This window comes from Cypionkella sp. TWP1-2-1b2, assembly GCF_049896245.1.
Lineage (GTDB): Bacteria > Pseudomonadota > Alphaproteobacteria > Rhodobacterales > Rhodobacteraceae > Cypionkella.
On record NZ_JAFCTX010000003.1, the window covers coordinates 159,763 to 177,112 of the forward strand.

The 17,350-nt window shown below is 59.2% G+C and carries 15 protein-coding genes; 12 read left to right on the plus strand and 3 right to left on the minus strand.

Annotated elements, in window-relative coordinates; all coding sequences use genetic code 11:
- Positions 1-21: 21 nt before the first annotated feature.
- The 5 genes from ACP7AP_RS02945 to iolB all read left to right on the plus strand — a co-directional run bounded on the left by ACP7AP_RS02945 (position 22) and on the right by iolB (position 6,479).
- Positions 22-849 (plus strand): MurR/RpiR family transcriptional regulator, encoded by an 828-nt coding sequence (locus ACP7AP_RS02945; protein WP_426032054.1) that lies wholly within the window; start codon positions 22-24, stop codon positions 847-849.
- Between the two features lie 105 nt (positions 850-954).
- Entirely contained in the window at positions 955-2,853 is a 1,899-nt protein-coding gene (locus ACP7AP_RS02950) for a bifunctional 5-dehydro-2-deoxygluconokinase/5-dehydro-2-deoxyphosphogluconate aldolase (protein WP_426032056.1), read from the plus strand.
- Positions 2,850-4,673 (plus strand): 3D-(3,5/4)-trihydroxycyclohexane-1,2-dione acylhydrolase (decyclizing), encoded by a 1,824-nt coding sequence (gene iolD / locus ACP7AP_RS02955; protein WP_426032058.1) that lies wholly within the window; start codon positions 2,850-2,852, stop codon positions 4,671-4,673. Before ACP7AP_RS02950 ends, iolD begins: the two co-directional genes overlap by 4 nt.
- 32 nt (positions 4,674-4,705) lie before the next feature.
- Complete coding sequence (gene iolE / locus ACP7AP_RS02960; protein ID WP_426032060.1) at positions 4,706-5,602, plus strand: myo-inosose-2 dehydratase; 897 nt, start codon at positions 4,706-4,708, stop codon at positions 5,600-5,602.
- 61 nt (positions 5,603-5,663) lie between these two features.
- A complete protein-coding gene (iolB, locus tag ACP7AP_RS02965) occupies positions 5,664-6,479 on the plus strand; it encodes a 5-deoxy-glucuronate isomerase (RefSeq protein WP_426032062.1) in 816 nt (271 codons plus the stop codon).
- Between the two features lie 3 nt (positions 6,480-6,482).
- Here iolB and ACP7AP_RS02970 read toward each other — a convergent pair whose 3' ends face one another.
- Complete coding sequence (locus ACP7AP_RS02970; protein ID WP_426032064.1) at positions 6,483-6,842, minus strand: hypothetical protein; 360 nt, start codon at positions 6,840-6,842, stop codon at positions 6,483-6,485.
- A gap of 194 nt (positions 6,843-7,036) precedes the next feature.
- On the opposite strand from ACP7AP_RS02970, the gene ACP7AP_RS02975 reads away from it, so the two are divergent.
- The 7 genes from ACP7AP_RS02975 to phoB all read left to right on the plus strand — a co-directional run bounded on the left by ACP7AP_RS02975 (position 7,037) and on the right by phoB (position 14,425).
- On the plus strand, positions 7,037-8,065 hold the full coding sequence (locus tag ACP7AP_RS02975) for a sensor histidine kinase (RefSeq protein ID WP_426032066.1): 1,029 nt from the start codon (positions 7,037-7,039) through the stop codon (positions 8,063-8,065).
- Positions 8,066-8,285: 220 nt separating this feature from the next.
- Positions 8,286-9,341 (plus strand): substrate-binding domain-containing protein, encoded by a 1,056-nt coding sequence (locus ACP7AP_RS02980; RefSeq protein ID WP_426032068.1) that lies wholly within the window; start codon positions 8,286-8,288, stop codon positions 9,339-9,341.
- Positions 9,342-9,419: 78 nt separating this feature from the next.
- Complete coding sequence (gene pstC, locus ACP7AP_RS02985) at positions 9,420-10,868, plus strand: phosphate ABC transporter permease subunit PstC (RefSeq protein WP_426032070.1); 1,449 nt, start codon at positions 9,420-9,422, stop codon at positions 10,866-10,868.
- On the plus strand, positions 10,865-12,217 hold the full coding sequence (gene pstA, locus ACP7AP_RS02990) for a phosphate ABC transporter permease PstA (protein WP_426032072.1): 1,353 nt from the start codon (positions 10,865-10,867) through the stop codon (positions 12,215-12,217). Before pstC ends, pstA begins: the two co-directional genes overlap by 4 nt.
- A gap of 11 nt (positions 12,218-12,228) precedes the next feature.
- Entirely contained in the window at positions 12,229-13,023 is a 795-nt protein-coding gene (pstB, locus tag ACP7AP_RS02995) for a phosphate ABC transporter ATP-binding protein PstB (protein ID WP_426032074.1), read from the plus strand.
- An 11-nt stretch (positions 13,024-13,034) separates the two neighbouring features.
- Positions 13,035-13,739: a phosphate signaling complex protein PhoU gene (phoU, locus tag ACP7AP_RS03000; protein WP_426032076.1), complete on the plus strand. Its 705-nt coding sequence runs from the start codon at positions 13,035-13,037 to the stop codon at positions 13,737-13,739.
- Positions 13,739-14,425, plus strand: a complete 687-nt coding sequence (gene phoB / locus ACP7AP_RS03005) for a phosphate regulon transcriptional regulator PhoB (RefSeq protein ID WP_370651078.1) — start codon at positions 13,739-13,741, stop codon at positions 14,423-14,425. Before phoU ends, phoB begins: the two co-directional genes overlap by 1 nt.
- Before the next feature lie 845 nt (positions 14,426-15,270).
- Here phoB and ACP7AP_RS03010 read toward each other — a convergent pair.
- Together ACP7AP_RS03010 and ACP7AP_RS03015 are read right to left on the minus strand one after the other, a co-directional pair.
- A complete protein-coding gene (locus ACP7AP_RS03010) occupies positions 15,271-16,218 on the minus strand; it encodes a nucleoside hydrolase (protein WP_426032078.1) in 948 nt (315 codons plus the stop codon).
- Between the two features lie 119 nt (positions 16,219-16,337).
- Positions 16,338-17,345, minus strand: a complete 1,008-nt coding sequence (locus tag ACP7AP_RS03015) for a Fe(3+) ABC transporter substrate-binding protein (RefSeq protein ID WP_426032080.1) — start codon at positions 17,343-17,345, stop codon at positions 16,338-16,340.
- Positions 17,346-17,350: the final 5 nt, after the last annotated feature.

Genomic DNA, 17,350 nt, shown 5'->3' on the forward strand with positions numbered 1-17,350 from the left:
CAACACAATGATCGCAGACCAATGACCGCCCTAGATGTAGAAAACCTGACCGCACCCGCCACGATCGAGGAATTTCGTGATCGTCTGGCTGCGATCACCGAGGGCCTGCCGCGCCGCCTGCGGCAATGCGCCGATCATATCGCCGCCAACATCGACCGTATCGCGGTGTCCACCGTGGCCGAACTTGCCGCCGGGGCCGACGTGCCGCCCTCGGCGCTGATGCGATTTTGCCAAATCCTCGGATATTCCGGCTTTTCCGAAATGCAAAAGCTGTTCCGCGACGCCTATTCCCCGGGTTTCCCCGATTACTCCACTCGGCTGCAAAATCTGAAAGACGGCGGCACGGGCACCCCTTCGGCGCTACTCGCTGAGTTCATTGAAGCCGGGCGGCTATCACTGGAGGCCCTGGCGAAATCCGCGGATGAAGCGGCCCTCGCCCAAGCCGTAGCCCTGCTTTCCGCCGCCGATACCATACATGTCATCGGTCTCCGTCGCGCCTTTCCAGTCGCCGCCTATCTCGCCTATGTGTTTGATAAGATGGCCGTTCCCGCCATGCTGCACGAAGGCACCGGCAAGCTCGATCATCGCCACGCCCTTCGCCCCGGTGATGCAGTTCTGGCGATCACCTTCGCACCCTATTCCGAAGAAACCATCGCCCTCGCGCAAGACGCCCGTGACCGAGGCTTGGCTGTGGTCGCGCTGACTGACCGCATCACCAGCCCACTCGCCCGCGTCGGCGATGCAATCCTCACCGTGCCCGAGGTTGATTTCGGCGCATTCCGCTCGCTGTCCGCCACTCTTGCGCTGGCGATTGCGCTGGCTGTGGCGGTGGGGTCGGCACGCGGTTAGATCAGCAAAGAAAACGCTTTTGCTTTGCACAAAAATGGAATAAATATTCCAAAACGCTTGCGCAACTGAGTCTTGCCGCAGCGCCTGTCCCCGGAGGAGCCTGCCATGAAAACGCTCGACACCATCACCATCGGCCGATCCTCGGTGGATCTTTACGGCGCACAGATCGGCGGGCGGCTGGAGGATATGGCGAGTTTTCAGAAATATATCGGCGGCTCGCCGACCAATATCGCCGCTGGCACCGCGCGTTTGGGCCTGAAATCGGCGCTGATCACGCGGGTCGGCGATGAACATATGGGCCGTTTCATCCGCGAAGAACTGGCGCGCGAAGGCGTTGATGTGCGCGGCGTTAAAACCGACCCTGTGCGGCTGACGGCACTTGTGATCCTTGGTATCCGCGATGAAACCCAATTTCCGCTGATTTTCTACCGTGAAAACTGCGCTGACATGGCTTTGTGCGAAGATGATATCGACGAGAGCTTCATCGCCGAAACCCGTTCGATCATCGTCACCGGCACGCATCTGTCGCACGCCAACACCGAAGCCGCTGTGCTGAAAGCCGTTGAACTGGCGCGCAAACACGGGGTGAAAACGGCTCTGGATATCGACTACCGCCCTAACCTCTGGGGTCTGGCGGGCCATGGCGACGGCGAATCGCGCTTCATCGAATCCGCTGCCGTCACCGCTAAGCTACAGGCATCATTGCACTACTTCGACTTGATCGTCGGTACCGAAGAAGAATTCCACATCGCAGGCGGCTCGACCAACACCATCGAAGCCCTGCGTGCCGTCCGTAAGGTCTCCGCCGCCACCTTGGTGTGCAAACGCGGTGCCGCAGGGGCCGCTGCCTTCGAGGGCGCAATCCCCGACAGCCTCGATCAAGGCCAAACCGGCCCCGGATTTCCCATCGAAGTCTTCAACGTCTTGGGCGCAGGCGACGGTTTCATGTCGGGCCTGATCAAAGGCTGGCTTGACGGCGAAAGCTGGCCCGTAGCGCTGAAATATGCCAACGCTTGTGGCGCTTTCGCGGTGTCGCGCCACGGTTGCACCCCGGCTTACCCGTCTTTGGAGGAGTTGAATTTCTTCCTGGATCGCGGCGTGAAGACCCCAGCCCTGCGCAAAGACACCGAGCTAGAGCAAATTCACTGGTCCACCAACCGCCGCAAACAATGGTCCGAAGTGCGCGCTTTCGCCTATGACCACCGCTCGCAGCTGGAAGAAATTCCCGGTGCCAATCCTGAAAACATTGGCCGTTTCAAAGAGTTGTGTCTGGAAGCTACAGTGGATGTTTCGCAGGGGCGCGAGGGTTATGGCCTGCTCTGCGACAGCCGCCTTGGAAAATCCGCTTTGCACAAAGCCTCAGGTCAAGGCCTGTGGATCGGTCGCCCGGTGGAATGGCCCGGCTCGCGCCCCTTGACGTTGGAACCTGAAATTGGCCCCGATTTTGGCGGCCTGTCCGAATGGGCTTTGGAGGATGTGGTTAAGGTGCTGTGCTTCTGCCACCCTGATGACAACGCAGAAATGCAGGCCGAACAGGAAGCCGTCGTCACCCGCCTGTTCCATGCTTGCCGCCGTAACCGATTGGAAATGCTTCTAGAAATTATACCGTCGAAAGTCGGCCCCGTCGATGACCACACCAACGCCAAGCTGATCAGCCGCTTTTATGACATCGGCATCTACCCTGATTGGTGGAAACTGGAGCCGATGCAAACCCGCGCCGCATGGGCCGCCACCTGTGACGCCATCACCACGCGCGACGCCCATACCCAAGGCATCGTGATCTTGGGCTTGGGGCAATCCGAGGCCGAACTGGCCTCCTCCTTCAAACTCGCCGCCGATTTCCCGCTGGTCAAAGGCTTCGCAGTCGGCCGCACCATCCACGCCGATGTTGGCCGCCAATGGATCGCGGGCAAGATTGACGATGCGACCGCCGTGGCCACAATGGCCGAAAATTTCCGCCGCCTTTGCGGCATCTGGGACGCCGCCCGAGGAGCAAAAGCATGAAAACCATCCGTCTGACCGCCGCCCAAGCCATGGTGCGCTGGCTTTCCGTGCAGATGACCGAGGACGGCGCGCGCTTTATCGAGGGCATCTGGGCGATTTTCGGCCATGGTAACGTGGCCGGGATCGGCGAAGCGCTGCACGGCGCGAAAGACACGTTCCCGACTTGGCGCGGCCATAATGAACAAACCATGGCCCATGCAGCCATCGCTTTTGCCAAGGCGAAAAAACGCCGTCGCGCGATGGCCGTGACCACCTCGATCGGGCCGGGGGCTTTGAATGTCGTCACGGCGGCGGGCGTGGCCTTCGCCAACCGTTTGCCGCTGTTGATCATTCCCGGCGATGTCTTTGCCAACCGTGCCCCCGATCCGGTGTTGCAACAGCTGGAAGATTTCAACGACGGCACCGTTACAGCCAATGATTGCTTCCGCCCGGTGACCCGCTATTTCGACCGGATTTCCCGCCCGGAACATATCCTGACCGCCTTGCCGCGCGCCTTCCGGGTGATGACAGATCCCGCTGATTGCGGCCCGGTGTGCCTCGCGTTCTGCCAAGATGTGCAGGCCGAAGCCTTTGATTACCCTGAAAGTTTTTTCACCCCGAAGGTCTGGAAAATCCGTCGCCCCGAAGCAGATGCTGATGAACTCGCCGCAGCGATTGCCGCGATCAAAGCCGCGCAGAACCCAGTGATCGTGGCAGGCGGTGGCGTGATTTACTCCGGTGCCGAGGCCGATCTCGCGGCCTTCGCCAGCGCCCATAATATCCCGGTGGTCGAAACCCAAGCCGGCAAATCCAGCCTCGATTTCGACCATGCTTTGAATTTTGGCCCGGTGGGCGTGACCGGATCGGTCTCTGCCAACACGGTGTGCGAGAATGCCGATCTGGTCATTGGCCTTGGCACCCGGTTTCAGGATTTCACCACCGGGTCGTGGTCGCTATTCAAGAACCCGAACCGCCGTATTCTGTCGATCAATGTGGCGGCGTATGATTCCTACAAGCACGGCGCGATTAACTTAACCTCAGATGCGAAGATCGCCCTACAAGCCATTGGTAATGAACTTGGAAGTCAGAAATGGCCCAATATTCCGGGTCTGCAGGCCGATTGGGCCGCTGCCACCGCTGCCGTCAAAGCCGCACCCACCAGCAACGCTTTGCCGACCGATATGCAGGTGATCGGCGCTGTGCAGCGTACTGCCTCGAAAGCCACGGTGGTGATGTCAGCGGCAGGCACCATGCCGGGCGAGTTGCATAAGATTTGGGATGCGCCGACTGGCGGCTACCATATGGAGTATGGCTTCTCTTGCATGGGCTACGAGATTGCCGGGGCGATGGGCATTAAAATGGCCCGTCCCACCGCCGATGTGATCTGTATGCTCGGCGATGGCAGCTATATGATGGCCAATTCGGAGCTGGCGACCGCCGTGATGATGGGCGTGGCCTTTACCGTAGTGATCACTGATAATCGGGGCTATGGCTGCATTAATCGGCTGCAAAAAGGCACTGGCGGGGCAGGGTTTAACAACCTTCTCGACGAATCTTACCACGTCAATCCGTCCCATATCGACTTTACCGCACATGCAGCCTCCATGGGGGCGAATGCCGTCAAAGTCACCACGATTGCCGAGTTGGAGGCCGCCCTGACCGCCGCCAAGGGTGCAAAAATTCCCCAAGTGATCGTGATTGATACTGATCCCTGGCCCGGCACCGAGACTGGTGGCACATGGTGGGATGTCGGCGTGCCTGCGGTCTCAACGCGTGCAGAGGTCAATCAGGCCCGTGCCAATTATGAAGAAAAACTGAAAGATCAGTGGCTTGTCGACTGACCTTCGCGCTACCCTTAAAATTTGAGGAAATGATGATCCAATACGGCACCAACCCGATCGCTTGGACCAATGACGACGACCGCAGCCTTGGTGCGCATATCAGCCTTGAGCAATGTCTGGATGAAACTGCCGCAATCGGCTTTGATGGCATCGAAAAAGGCCATAAAATGCCGATGACGGCTCGTGAGTTGAACGCGCTTTTCCAACCTCGCGGGCTGAAATACATCTCGGGCTGGCATTCCACCAACCTCTTGGTCAACTCGATTGAGCATGAAAAGACCGCGATGCAGCCTTATCTCGACCTGTTGAAGGGCATGGGCTGCAAGGTGATTATCGTCTGCGAAACCTCAAACGCCATCCACGGCGACGATGGCAAAGCAGTAAACGACCGCCCGCATCTGCCCGATGCCGAGTGGAGAAAATTCGGCCAAGGCATTGAAGCTTTGGCTGAATTTAGCGCCGCCCAAGGCGTCAAACTGGTCTACCATCACCACATGGGCACCATTGTTGAAGCTGAGTGGGAGATCGACCGTCTGATGCATGAGTCCGGCCCGCACACCCATCTGCTGCTCGACACCGGCCATTGCTATTATGGCGGCGGCGATCCGGTGCGGGTGGCAAAAAAGCACATGTCCCGTGTCGGCCATATCCATGCCAAGAACGTCCGCCCCGACATCATGAAACAGGTGCGCGAGCAGGGGCTGTCGTTCCTGGAAGGCGTGCGGCGCGGCTCTTTCACCGTGCCGGGCGATGCCGAGGGGGCTGTGGATTTCTTCAGCGTTCTCGAAGTCGCGGCCCAGCACAATTACTCCGGCTGGCTGGTGATTGAGGCCGAGCAAGACCCATCGGTGCGGATTCCGATGGATTATCAAAGCCTTGGTTTGCGCTCACTCAAGGGCTTTGCCAAGCGGGCTGGCTTGGATAAGTAAAAGGCTCGATAAGTAAAGGCTGGAGGGCACGCCCCCCAGACCCCGTATCTGGGAGACGAACATGGCCGATCTATTGCGTAAACCCAATGGTACAACGGGCAAGGTGCATGACATCACGCCTGAGAACGCGGGCTGGGGCTATGTCGGCTTCGGCCTCTACCGTCTGCAACCCGGCGAAACCGCAGCCGAAATCACCGGCGACCGTGAAGTCATCCTCGTGCTCGTCGAAGGCAAGGCCCAGATCACCGCCGCAGGCCAAGATTGGGGCGTCTTGGGCGACCGTATGGATGTGTTTGAGAAAACCCCGCCACACTGTCTCTATATCCCCAACGGCAGCGACTGGTCTGCCACCGCCACAACCGCCTGTACATTGGCCATCTGCACCGCCCCCGGCAAGTCCGGCCACAAAGCGGCGCAAATCGGCCCGGATGGCATCACCCTGACCCAGCGCGGCACCGGCGCAAACACCCGCTTTATCAACAACATCGCGATGGAAGCTTTGGATGTGGCCGACAGCCTGCTGGTCACCGAAGTCTTCACCCCCTCGGGCAACTGGTCGTCCTATCCCAGCCACCGCCATGATGAAGATGATTTCCCCCGCATGACCTATCTGGAGGAAAGCTATTACATGCGGCTGAACCCTGCGCAGGGTTTCGGCATCCAGCGCGTCTATACCGAAGATGGCAGCCTTGATGAGACGATGGCGGTGAAAAACCACGATGTCACCTTGGTGCCCAAGGGCCATCATCCTTGCGGCGCACCTTACGGTTATGAGATGTATTATCTGAACGTCATGGCAGGCCCGCGCCGCAACTGGCGGTTTCAGAATGACCCGGATCATGACTGGATCTATCAGCGTGACACCGCTGCGGTCTAAAGCTTATTCCAACGGCGCCTCCGAAGTCAAAAGCTGCACCTGCATCGCACCCTTGTAACCGCGCAATTCGGCCTCAATCAGATGCGGTTTTGGCAGCCGGGGCGTCAGCACCAGACAGCGCCCAGCATAGCCTAATTCGTTCAGCCGTGTCAGCACCACGATCGCGTCCAAACTGGCGCTGAACAGCGGAAACACCACCAGATCGGGGGCGATACGGGCAAGTTTTTCCGGGCAAAGCTGCGCGAAGGGCAGCGAGAAGATCATAGCATCCTGCGACGCCGGGGCAGGCTCACCCCCGGCCAGATACAGGATTCGGCGGCTTGGCGGCTTTTGGCCTTGCAACAACCCCAACTGCGGTGGCATGTTCGCCTCCCACTCACTCTACAGCGCGCTTTGGGGCTGAGAGGCGACGATATTCTGCGCCTCCACAGCCAAAGCGCGAATTTCCGTTACGACACTCGCCTTATGTTAGCGCACACACGCCCGCGTGAGCAAGCACGAACCGGCATGATCAGTTGGCTCGGGATACAGATGGGCAAAGGCGAAGGGGACGGGCGATGGATCACGCGGCCACAAAAGCATTGCTGGGCGGGCTGCCGCTGCCGGTGATCCTGATAGCAATGGATGAGCGGATCGTGCAGGCAAACGGCCCCGCCGTGGCGCTGTTCGGGGCGGCGATCCTGGACCGCCATCATGCGCTCAGCTTCCGGCAGCCAGAGTTTTTGCGCGCCATCACCCAAGCGATGCAGCACGCCGAGACGGGTCGTATCCGCCTGATTCTTGCTGGGGCTGCGCAAGATACTATCTATGAAGTCTCGGTCAGCCCGGTGCCGCAGGGCGTGATTTGTGCCTTCGAGGATCGCTCGGCATGGGAGCAGATGGACCTGATGCGCCGCGATTTTGTCGCCAATGTCAGCCACGAGTTGCGCACGCCGCTGACCGCTTTGCTGGGCTTTATCGAAACCCTGCGCGGCCCCGCCCGCAATGACGCCCCTGCGCGCGAGCGGTTCCTGACTATCATGGCGAGCGAAGCCGAACGGATGAACCGCCTCGTCCGTGATCTGCTGCATCTCAGCCGGGTTGAGGCCGAAGAACGCGTGCTGCCGGGAGATGAGGTTGATATTGCAGGGCTGTTGCGCACATCGTTGGCCAGCCTGCGCCCCGTGGCCGAAGCCGCACGCGTCACGATCAAGGTCGAGGGCTATGATCAACCGCTGATAATCCGCGCCGATGCCGATCAGATGACGCAAGTGCTGACCAACCTTGTCGAGAACGCGGTCAAATACGGCAGCCCGGCGGGAGCAGAGGTGCGCGTCGCCTTGACCATTGAAAAAGGCCCGCGCGGCCAACAACTGCGCATATCTGTCAGCGATCAGGGCGAGGGCATCGACCCGTTCCACATCCCCCGCCTGACCGAACGTTTCTACCGCGTTGATGGCCACCGCTCACGCGAAAAGGGCGGCACCGGTTTGGGTCTCGCTATCGTCAAACACATCGTCAACCGCCACCGGGGTAGGCTGATCATCGAAAGCGCCAAAGGCAAAGGCAGCCGATTCTCGGTGCTGCTGCCCTTTGATCCCCGCTAACCAAGATCGCGCCACAAGGACATTCATTTTGGCTCAAATATCCCCGCCGGAGGCTCCCCCGCCGCCGCACACACGCCGTTTCAGGCCATTTCCCCCCGCTCCACCCATCCCGTCATATATATGTTACAAAACTGTCGCAAAACCATAGGATATCCTGCCTAGACGGGGCTGCGAAGGGCAAGCCATCCGGGCCGCCCTCAGGAATTAACTGGAGAGCAACATGTCTCTGATCAAACTGATCCCTTCCGCCGTGGCGATCCTTGCCGCTACGACCGTAATCGCTTCGGCGCGTGACCAACTGCAAATCGCGGGTTCTTCCACCGTGCTGCCTTACGCCACCATCGTGGCCGAAGCGTTCGGCGAAAACGGCGAATTCAAGACTCCGGTCGTTGAAGGCGGCGGTTCGGGCGCTGGCCGTAAGAAGCTGTGCGAAGGCGTGGGCGAGTCGACCATCGACATCGCGAACTCGTCGTCGCGTATCAGCCAGTCTGACATCGACCTGTGCAAAACCAATGGCGTCACCGACATCATGGAAGTCCGCATCGGCTATGATGGAATCGTGTTCGCTTCCGACATCAACGGCCCGGATTTCGTGCTGACCCCGGTTGACGTGTTTAACGCCATCGGCGCGCAAACCGCAAAAGACGGCGCTTTGGTTGCCAACACCGCAAAGACCTGGGCAGACGCCAACGCGGCGCTTCCGGCACAAGACATCCTCGCCTTCATCCCCGGCACCAAGCACGGCACGCGCGAAGTGTTCGACACCAAAGTGCTGCTGGAAGGTTGCAAAACTAACGGCGCTTACGATCTGTTCCTCGCCGCTTCGAAAGAAGCTGACGATGGCGCCAAGAAAAAAGACGCTGAAAAGCAGTGTTTCACCACCCGCTCGGATGGCACTTCGGTCGATATCGACGGCGACTACACTGAAACTCTGTCGCGCATCGCTGCCAACAAGAACGCTGTCGGCGTGTTCGGTCTGTCGTTCTACGAGAACAACACCGACAAGCTGAAAGTCGCAACCGTCAACGGCATCAGCCCGTCAGTTGAGACGATCTCGAAAGGCGAATACCCGGTGTCGCGCCCGCTCTACTTCTACGTGAAGAAAGCCCATATCGGCGTGGTCCCCGGCCTGAAAGAATACATCCAGTTCTTCGTGTCCGATGACATGGCTGGCCCGGATGGCAAATTGGCCGAATACGGTCTGGTTCCCGATCCGGAACTGGCGGCTACCCAAGCCGCTGTTGAAGCTGAAACCGTGATGGGCCCGCTGCAATAATCCTAAGCTAAAGGCGGCGCGAGGCATCTCGCGCCGCTTGTCTATCCAGCGCCTGTCCCTGTCATTGGTAGGAACCCCATGAGCCTCGGACTCATCTCCGTTATCATTCTCGCCCTCGCCGTCGCGGGCTATGTGATCGGCCGCCGTAAGGCTGTCGGCCAAGTCGAAGGCGATATTCGCAAATTACATTCCCTGCCGCCGTTTTATGGTCGCATCACCGCTTTGCTCACCGCTGTGCCTGCGTTTTTTCTGATCGCCGCATGGCTTTTGGCACAACCGTTGTTTTTGGAAAACAAAGCGATCAGCCTGATTAACCCCGCCGAGCTTCCCGCAGGCAAATCCGCCGAGCTGGTGATGGCCGATGTCCGCCGTGTCGCCGCTGGCCTGAACATGCTGGAAGCGCGCGGCGATGATGTTGGCCCCTTACTTGCCAGTCCAACCGCGCTGAAAATTGCATTGAATGGTGCGGGTGTGGTGTTGGAAACCGAGCCTACGTCCTCAACCTTGGCCGCCACGGCAGCTTTACGTGACGCTGGCGAAACCTCTCGCCTTGCAATGGCCGGGGCAGCACTTCTGCTGGCGCTGGCTGGTCTGGCCTTTGGCCTCAGCCGGATCAATCCCGAATACCGCGCCCGCAACGCCACCGAGCAATTTGCAATGTGGTTGTTGATGGCCTCAAGCCTGATCGCGGTACTGACCACGGTGGGTATCGTCGCATCCTTGCTGTTCGAGTCGATCCACTTCTTCCGGCTGTATCCGGCTTCTGAATTCTTCTTCTCAAGCGTCTGGAAACCGCAGTTCGGCGGTGGCTCCAGTCTCGGCATCCTGCCTCTGCTCTGGGGCACGCTTTATGTCTCGGTGATAGCTTTGATAGTCGCCGTGCCAATCGGCTTGATGTCAGCGATCTATCTGGCTGAATACGCCTCCCGCTCGACCCGCGCTTGGGTGAAACCGGCGATTGAGATCCTCGCCGGTATCCCGACCATCGTTTACGGCCTGTTCGCGCTTGTCACGGTTGGCCCGCTGCTGCGCGATTACTTCGCCTCACCGCTTGGCCTTGGCAATTCGTCCTCCTCGGTGATGACCGCAGGCTTGGTGATGGGCATCATGGTGATCCCTTTCGTGTCCTCGCTTTCCGACGATATCATCAATGCCGTGCCGCAATCTCTGCGCGATGGCTCGCTTGGTCTTGGGGCAACCCCATCCGAAACCATCAAACAAGTGGTGATCCCCGCAGCGCTTCCCGGCATCGTCGGTGCGGTTTTGCTGGCAGCCTCACGTGCGATTGGTGAGACGATGATCGTGGTGATGGGGGCAGGGGCCGCCGCCCAGCTGTCGATGAACCCGTTCGAAGCGATGACGACGGTAACTGTGAAAATCGTCAGCCAGCTTACCGGCGATACCGAATTCGCCAGCCCTGAAACCTTGGTCGCCTTCGCCTTGGGTCTGACATTGTTCTGCCTGACCTTGGCGCTGAACATCGTCGCCTTGGTGATTGTGCGTAAATACCGGGAGCAATACGAATGACCGCCCGCCCGTTGAACCCACGCGCCGCCATCGACACCCGCGCGTCGCTGCTGGTGCAAGACCCGCGCACCAAAGCCCGCAACGCCACCGAAAAACGCTTCCGCGCCTATGGCCTGACTGCTATCGTGGTGGCCCTCTTGGCCCTCGTCTGGCTGCTGGTCTCGATCTTCGGCAACGGCCTGCCAGCGTTCAAGCAGACTTTTATCACTTTGCCAGTTACCCTTGATGAAAGCCTGCTCGACAAAGGCGGCAAACGCGATCCCGCTGATCTTGTCAAAGCCACCACCGTCACTTATGGCAAACTTCTGGCAGCGTCACTGGAAGCCGAAATCACTGCCAAAGGCCTGAACTTGGGCGAGATGAATCCCAAAGACCTTACCAAAATGATCTCCGAGGAATCGCCCGCCACCCTGCGCAACCGTGTTCTGGCCGACCCCTCGCTGATCGGCACCACGATCAAGGTCAATGTCTTGGCCTCGGGCCGCATCGACGGCTACTACAAGGGCCGGGTGACGATGGAATCCGCCGCCTTGGACAAAAACACCTCGCCCGCGCAACTGGCGCTTGCCGATCAGCTGAAAACCGCAGGCGTGCTGAAAACCCAAATCAACCCCGGCTTCCTCACCATGCCCGATGCGTCAGACAAACGCCCCGAAGCCGCAGGGCTTGGCGTGGCCATCGTAGGCTCTCTCTACATGATGTTCGTGGTACTGGTGCTGGCATTGCCCATTGGCGTCGCCACGTCCGTCTACCTCGAAGAATTTGCCCCGAAAAACAAATTCACCGACCTGATTGAGGTGAACATCGCCAACCTTGCCGCCGTGCCCTCCATCGTCTACGGCATCCTTGGCCTGTCGATTTTCATCAACTTCGCAGGGCTTCCACAGTCTGCCCCCATCGTCGGTGGCTTGGTGCTGACCCTGATGACCCTGCCGCGGATCATCATCCCGACCCGCGCCGCCCTGAAAGCCGTGCCACCCTCTATCCGCGACGCAGCCCTCGGCATTGGCGCAAGCCGTTTGCAAACCATCACCCACCATGTCCTGCCGCTCGCAATGCCCGGTATCCTCACCGGAACCATCATCGGCCTCGCACAAGCCTTGGGCGAAACCGCACCGCTGCTGCTGATCGGCATGGTCGCCTTCGTCCGCGACTTCCCCGGCGCCCCACCCGAAGGCCTGTTCGACCCGGCCTCGGCGCTGCCTGTGCAAATCTACAACTGGACCCAACGCGGCGATCCCGGCTTTGTCGAACGCGCCTCTGGGGCCATCATCGTGTTGCTGGTTTTCCTGATCGCAATGAACGCCGTGGCGATCTACTTCCGCCGCAAATTTGAACGCCGCTGGTAAGGGAAAATCACATGAAAGACCAACGATTGGAGACCCGCGTGGACACCCAGACCATCAAGATTGAGGCCCGTAAGGCTCAGGTTTACTACGGCACCAACCATGCCATCAAAGATGTCGATGTTGATATCATGGACAAAACCGTGACCGCCTTCATCGGCCCGTCGGGTTGTGGCAAATCCACCTTCCTGCGCTGCCTGAACCGGATGAACGACACCATCCCGTCCTGTCGTGTGGAAGGTTCGATCACGCTGGAAGGCGAGAGCATCTACGACCCCCGCGTCGATCCGGTGCAACTGCGCGCCCGCATCGGCATGGTGTTCCAAAAGCCAAACCCGTTCCCGAAGTCGATTTATGACAATGTGGCCTACGGCCCGAAAATCCACGGCCTGACCCGCAACAAAGCCGAACTCGACGCAATCGTCGAATCCTGCCTGCGCAAAGCCGCCCTGTGGAACGAGGTGAAAGACCGCCTGCAAGCCCCGGGCACTGGCCTTTCCGGCGGCCAACAGCAACGCCTCTGCATCGCCCGCGCCATCGCCACCAGCCCAGAAGTGCTGCTGATGGATGAACCTTGCTCGGCACTTGACCCGATTGCCACCGCACATGTCGAGGAGTTGATCGACGAGTTGCGCAGCCAATTCTCGGTGGTGATCGTCACCCACTCGATGCAGCAAGCCGCCCGCGTCAGCCAACGCACCGCCTTCTTCCACCTGGGCAATCTCGTCGAATTTGGCGAAACCGGGCAGATCTTTACCAATCCGAAAGATCCGCGCACGGAATCCTATATCTCTGGCCGGATCGGTTAAGGAACACAAACATGTTGAATGACCCCCACATCGCCCGCGTTTTCGACCGTGATCTTGAAGCGGTTCAGGCCATGATCATGAAAATGGGTGGGCTTGTTGAAGCCGCCCTCTCAGATGCCGCCAAAGCGCTGGATACCCAAGACGAAAGCCTCGCCGATCAGGTGCGCCAAGGTGACATAGCCATCGATCAGCTGGAAGAAATGATCAACACTGAATGTGCCCGCCTGATCGCTTTGCGCGCGCCGATTGCCACCGATCTGCGCACCGTGCTGACCGTGATGAAAATCGCCTCCAGCTTAGAGCGTTGCGGTGATTATGCCAAAAACCTCGCCAAACGTGCTCGGGTGCTGAACGCGATGTCGCCGATCCCCGGTGCCGCAGGCTCGATCCGCCGGATGGCGCGCCAAGTGGGCCTTCAACTGAAGGATGCGCTTGATGCCTTCGTGTCGCGCGATGCAGGCCTTGCCGCCGAAGTGCGTCTGCGCGATGAAGAAGTCGATCAGATGTATAACGCTTTGTTCCGCGAATTCCTCACGCATATGATGGAAGACACCCGCAACATTTCGGCCTGTATGCACCTGCATTTCATCGCTAAAAACATCGAACGTGTCGGCGACCACGCCACCACCATCGCCGAGCAGGTGATCTATCTCACCACCGGATCGCTGCCCGATGAGGCCCGCCCGAAAGCCGAACTTGCTGGCGGAATTGCCTGATGGCACCCCGTCCATCGGTTCTGCTGGTCGAGGATGAACCAGCACAACGCGCCGTCCTTTCCTATAATCTTGAAGCCGAAGGCTTCGAGGTGCGCACCGCTGACAATGGCGAAGACGCATTGGCTTTGATCGGTGAAGAAGCCCCCGACCTGATCCTTTTGGATTGGATGATGCCGCATGTTTCCGGCATCGAGGTCTGCCGCCGCCTGAAAGCCCGGCCAGAAACCCGTGGCATCCCGATCATCATGCTCTCGGCGCGCTCGGAAGAAGTCGATAAGGTGCGGGGTCTGGAAACCGGGGCCGATGATTACGTGATCAAACCCTATTCCGTCGTTGAGTTGATGGCCCGCCTGCGCGCGCAACTGCGCCGCGTGCGCCCCGCCACAGCAGGCCTTTTGCTGGAATGGGGCGACATCCGCCTCGATACAGAAACCCACCGCGTCTACCGCAGCGACAAAGTGCTGAAACTCGGCCCCACCGAATTCCGCCTGCTCGCCACCTTCATGGAAAAACCGGGTAGGGTGTTCTCGCGCGAAAGCCTGCTGGACCGCGTCTGGGGCCGCGACATCTATGTCGACACCCGCACCGTAGATGTCCACATTGGTCGGTTGCGCAAATCGCTCTGCACCTTCGGCGGCGATGATCCCCTGCGCACCGTGCGCGGGGCGGGCTACGCTCTGGGGTAAGACGCGCCCGGAAAACCCTCCAGTGGAGGGTTTTCAGCGTCGAACGCCCTCGCACGCCTGCGAGGGTTGGGTGGATTTTAGACCCATGAGCAACATACATAACACAGGGCAGCGCCCTACCGCCGGCTGGGCGCTGCAACCTTTGTTCCAAGCGCTTTATGCCTCAGCCAATTCCCCAGATGTTCTAAGCGGGACAGCGCGAAAGCGCCTGCCCGTGGCCGGGCTGGGAGGCAGGCGCTGCCCGGCAGCGCATACGCGCCTTGATTCTGGGCGGGTGAGTTATTCTAAAACCGCAGGAAGGCACGCGCGCAGACGTCAAAATCTTAGGGTCTGAATATTGTGAGAGTGCGCCCGAAGTTTCGAGTTGAGCAACTTATCTAGCGACTCGAAATTTTTCGCCCTAAATGCTTTTCGACCAAAGCGCGAAGACTTTCCAATCCACCGACTGCATCCTCAAGAGCTTTCCGCAGTTTCTGATCATGGTTGGGGCGGTACTTTCCACCCTTGGTTTGTTCGCCGCAGCCACACATGCATTGCAAGTCCGCCATTTCACCTGCCTTCAAGTTCTTGACGGCTCTTGATTGGTCAAAATGTCGGTGCAATAGGTGCTGAGTGATTAACGGTGTAGGTCGGTCTTCGTGATTGTCTAAACCACCATCCAAACTGTTTTATCTCGGCCTCTGGTTGCCTTACAATTTCACACTGGCATAAATATCCCGGGGGTCCGGGGGCTGGCCCCCGGTCCAACGCTTCAATGGCGAAACATTAACAAACCCTTACCGCCGCCCCGTAACCCATTGATTTCCCTAACCCCCAAAACGGTCCCAACTCGGGACCGCCCCAAATCACAACCGCGCCAACCTCTCGGTCAGCAAATGAAAGAACCCCTGCGCGTCCACATCCCCGATAAACAGCGCGTTCTTCGGCCGATCCGTCACCCCCCACCAATCCGCAACCGTCATCCCCAAAGTCAGTTCCGACTGGGTTTCAATCTCCACATTGATCAGCCGTCCCTTAAACAGCTCCGGCTTGATCAAATATGCCACCACCGTCGGATCATGCAGCGGCCCGCCATCCGAGCCATATTTCTCCTTATCGAACCGCTCAAAGAAATCCGCCCATTCGGCGGCCACGCGCCCCACCTCGGTGCCCATCGCCCGGAACGCCTGAACCCGCGCCTTTGTGGTCAGCACTTTATGGGTCACATCAAGCGGCATCACCACCAAAGGCACACCAGACCGGAACACAATCTCAGCCGCCTCGGGATCAACATAGATGTTGAACTCGGCGGCAGGCGTGATGTTGCCACCCTCAAAATATCCCCCGCCCATCAGCACGATTTCCTGCACCCGCCCCACCACATCTGGGGCCTGCAAGAACGCTTTGGCCACGTTGGTCAGCGGCCCCAGCGGACACAGGGTCACCGATCCAGCAGGCTCGCGCCGCAGTGTCTCAATAATGAACTCCACACCATGCTGGGCTTGCAGGGGCATCACAGGATCCGCCAGCATAGGGCCATCCAGCCCAGTTTTGCCGTGCACATGCTCGGCAGTGACCAGCTTGCGCTTCAGGGGGCGATCGCTGCCTGCGAACACCTTAATATCCGACCGTCCCGCCAGCTCACAGATCATCCGGCTGTTTTTCTGGGTCAAAGCCAGCGGTACATTGCCCGCCACCGCGACGATGCCCAGCACCTCAATATCTTCCGGGCTGCCCAAGGCCAGCATGATCGCAAAAGCGTCGTCTTGGCCGGGATCGGTGTCGATGATGATTTTGCGCGGGGTTTTAGGCATCGTCTGCTCCTTTTTGGCCGACAGAAAACGCCATTCCCCCCAATTTGTCCAGATGATCAAAATAGAAAAAGGGCGCAACTGCGCCCTTTGATAACTCATAATTTGATCGCTGGTTCCGATCAGTTGTCGAAATCGACTTCTTCGATCAGCTTCAAAGCTGCCGGACGCTGCGCTGCGACATCCGCCAAAGCCAAGTTGTCAGGCGTGAAGTCGCCCCAGCTTTTCACCAAAGCCGAGCGTTCCACACCAGGTTCCACCGGGAATTCGTAGTTGGTTTCGGCATAGATCTTCTGCGCCTCATCCGACGACAGCCATTCCATCAGCTTCAGCGCCGCATCGTGGTTGGGTGCGGCCTTGGTCATCGCCACGCCTGAGATGTTCATATGGGTGCCGCCGCCTTCAAACACCGGGAAGATGATGCGGACGGCGTTGGCCCAGTCTTTCTGCTCGGGGTCGGCCAGCATCTGCCCCAGATAATAGGTGTTGCCAATGGCAATGTCGCACTCGTTCGCCCAGATCGCTTTGACCTGATCGCGGTCAGCGCCATTGGGTTTGCGGGCCAGGTTGGCCTTCAGACCCTCCAGCCAAGTCTTGGTGAACGCGGCGTCGTGATGCGCCAGCATCGCCCCGGTCAGCGCCACGTTATAATCATTGGTGCCCGAACGCATACAGAGCCGACCCTTCCATTTCGGATTGGCGAGATCTTCATAGGTGGTGACTTCGCCATCCTTTACCCGGTCTTTCGCCGCATAAACGATGCGCGAACGGGCGGTCAGGCCGAACCATTGTTTGCCCGGATCGCGGTATTCGGCGGGAATGTTTTTCTCCAGCACTGCCGAGTCCACCGGCTGCGTCACGCCTGCGTTCACCACTTCCATCAGCCGCGCGATGTCCACCGTCAGGATCAGATCGGCGGGCGAGCGATCACCTTCCGCCACCAGACGCTCGGCCATACCCTTGTCAACAAAGGCAATATTCACCGTGATGCCGGTGTCTTTGGTGAAGGCATCAATCAGCGGCTGGATCAATTCGGGCTGGCGGTGCGAGTAGATATTCACCTCCTCGGCCAGTGCAGGCACGGCGGTGCTGGCGAGCGCGAGCGCGAACAAGGAAAAACGCAGCTTCATGGTTG

What these genes read in the sequence shown, in the direction of transcription:
- ACP7AP_RS03010 (WP_426032078.1), bottom strand. Translation starts at nt 16,218, where the DNA reads ATGCCTAAAACCCCGCGCAAAATCATCATCGACACCGATCCCGGCCAA.
- ACP7AP_RS03015 (WP_426032080.1), bottom strand. Translation starts at nt 17,345, where the DNA reads ATGAAGCTGCGTTTTTCCTTGTTCGCGCTCGCGCTCGCCAGCACCGCC.
- phoB (WP_370651078.1), top strand. Translation starts at nt 13,739, where the DNA reads ATGGCACCCCGTCCATCGGTTCTGCTGGTCGAGGATGAACCAGCACAA.
- ACP7AP_RS02975 (WP_426032066.1), top strand. Translation starts at nt 7,037, where the DNA reads ATGGATCACGCGGCCACAAAAGCATTGCTGGGCGGGCTGCCGCTGCCG.
- iolB (WP_426032062.1), top strand. Translation starts at nt 5,664, where the DNA reads ATGGCCGATCTATTGCGTAAACCCAATGGTACAACGGGCAAGGTGCAT.
- ACP7AP_RS02980 (WP_426032068.1), top strand. Translation starts at nt 8,286, where the DNA reads ATGTCTCTGATCAAACTGATCCCTTCCGCCGTGGCGATCCTTGCCGCT.
- iolE (WP_426032060.1), top strand. Translation starts at nt 4,706, where the DNA reads ATGATCCAATACGGCACCAACCCGATCGCTTGGACCAATGACGACGAC.
- pstC (WP_426032070.1), top strand. Translation starts at nt 9,420, where the DNA reads ATGAGCCTCGGACTCATCTCCGTTATCATTCTCGCCCTCGCCGTCGCG.
- ACP7AP_RS02945 (WP_426032054.1), top strand. Translation starts at nt 22, where the DNA reads ATGACCGCCCTAGATGTAGAAAACCTGACCGCACCCGCCACGATCGAG.
- pstB (WP_426032074.1), top strand. Translation starts at nt 12,229, where the DNA reads ATGAAAGACCAACGATTGGAGACCCGCGTGGACACCCAGACCATCAAG.
- ACP7AP_RS02970 (WP_426032064.1), bottom strand. Translation starts at nt 6,842, where the DNA reads ATGCCACCGCAGTTGGGGTTGTTGCAAGGCCAAAAGCCGCCAAGCCGC.
- iolD (WP_426032058.1), top strand. Translation starts at nt 2,850, where the DNA reads ATGAAAACCATCCGTCTGACCGCCGCCCAAGCCATGGTGCGCTGGCTT.
- ACP7AP_RS02950 (WP_426032056.1), top strand. Translation starts at nt 955, where the DNA reads ATGAAAACGCTCGACACCATCACCATCGGCCGATCCTCGGTGGATCTT.
- pstA (WP_426032072.1), top strand. Translation starts at nt 10,865, where the DNA reads ATGACCGCCCGCCCGTTGAACCCACGCGCCGCCATCGACACCCGCGCG.
- phoU (WP_426032076.1), top strand. Translation starts at nt 13,035, where the DNA reads ATGTTGAATGACCCCCACATCGCCCGCGTTTTCGACCGTGATCTTGAA.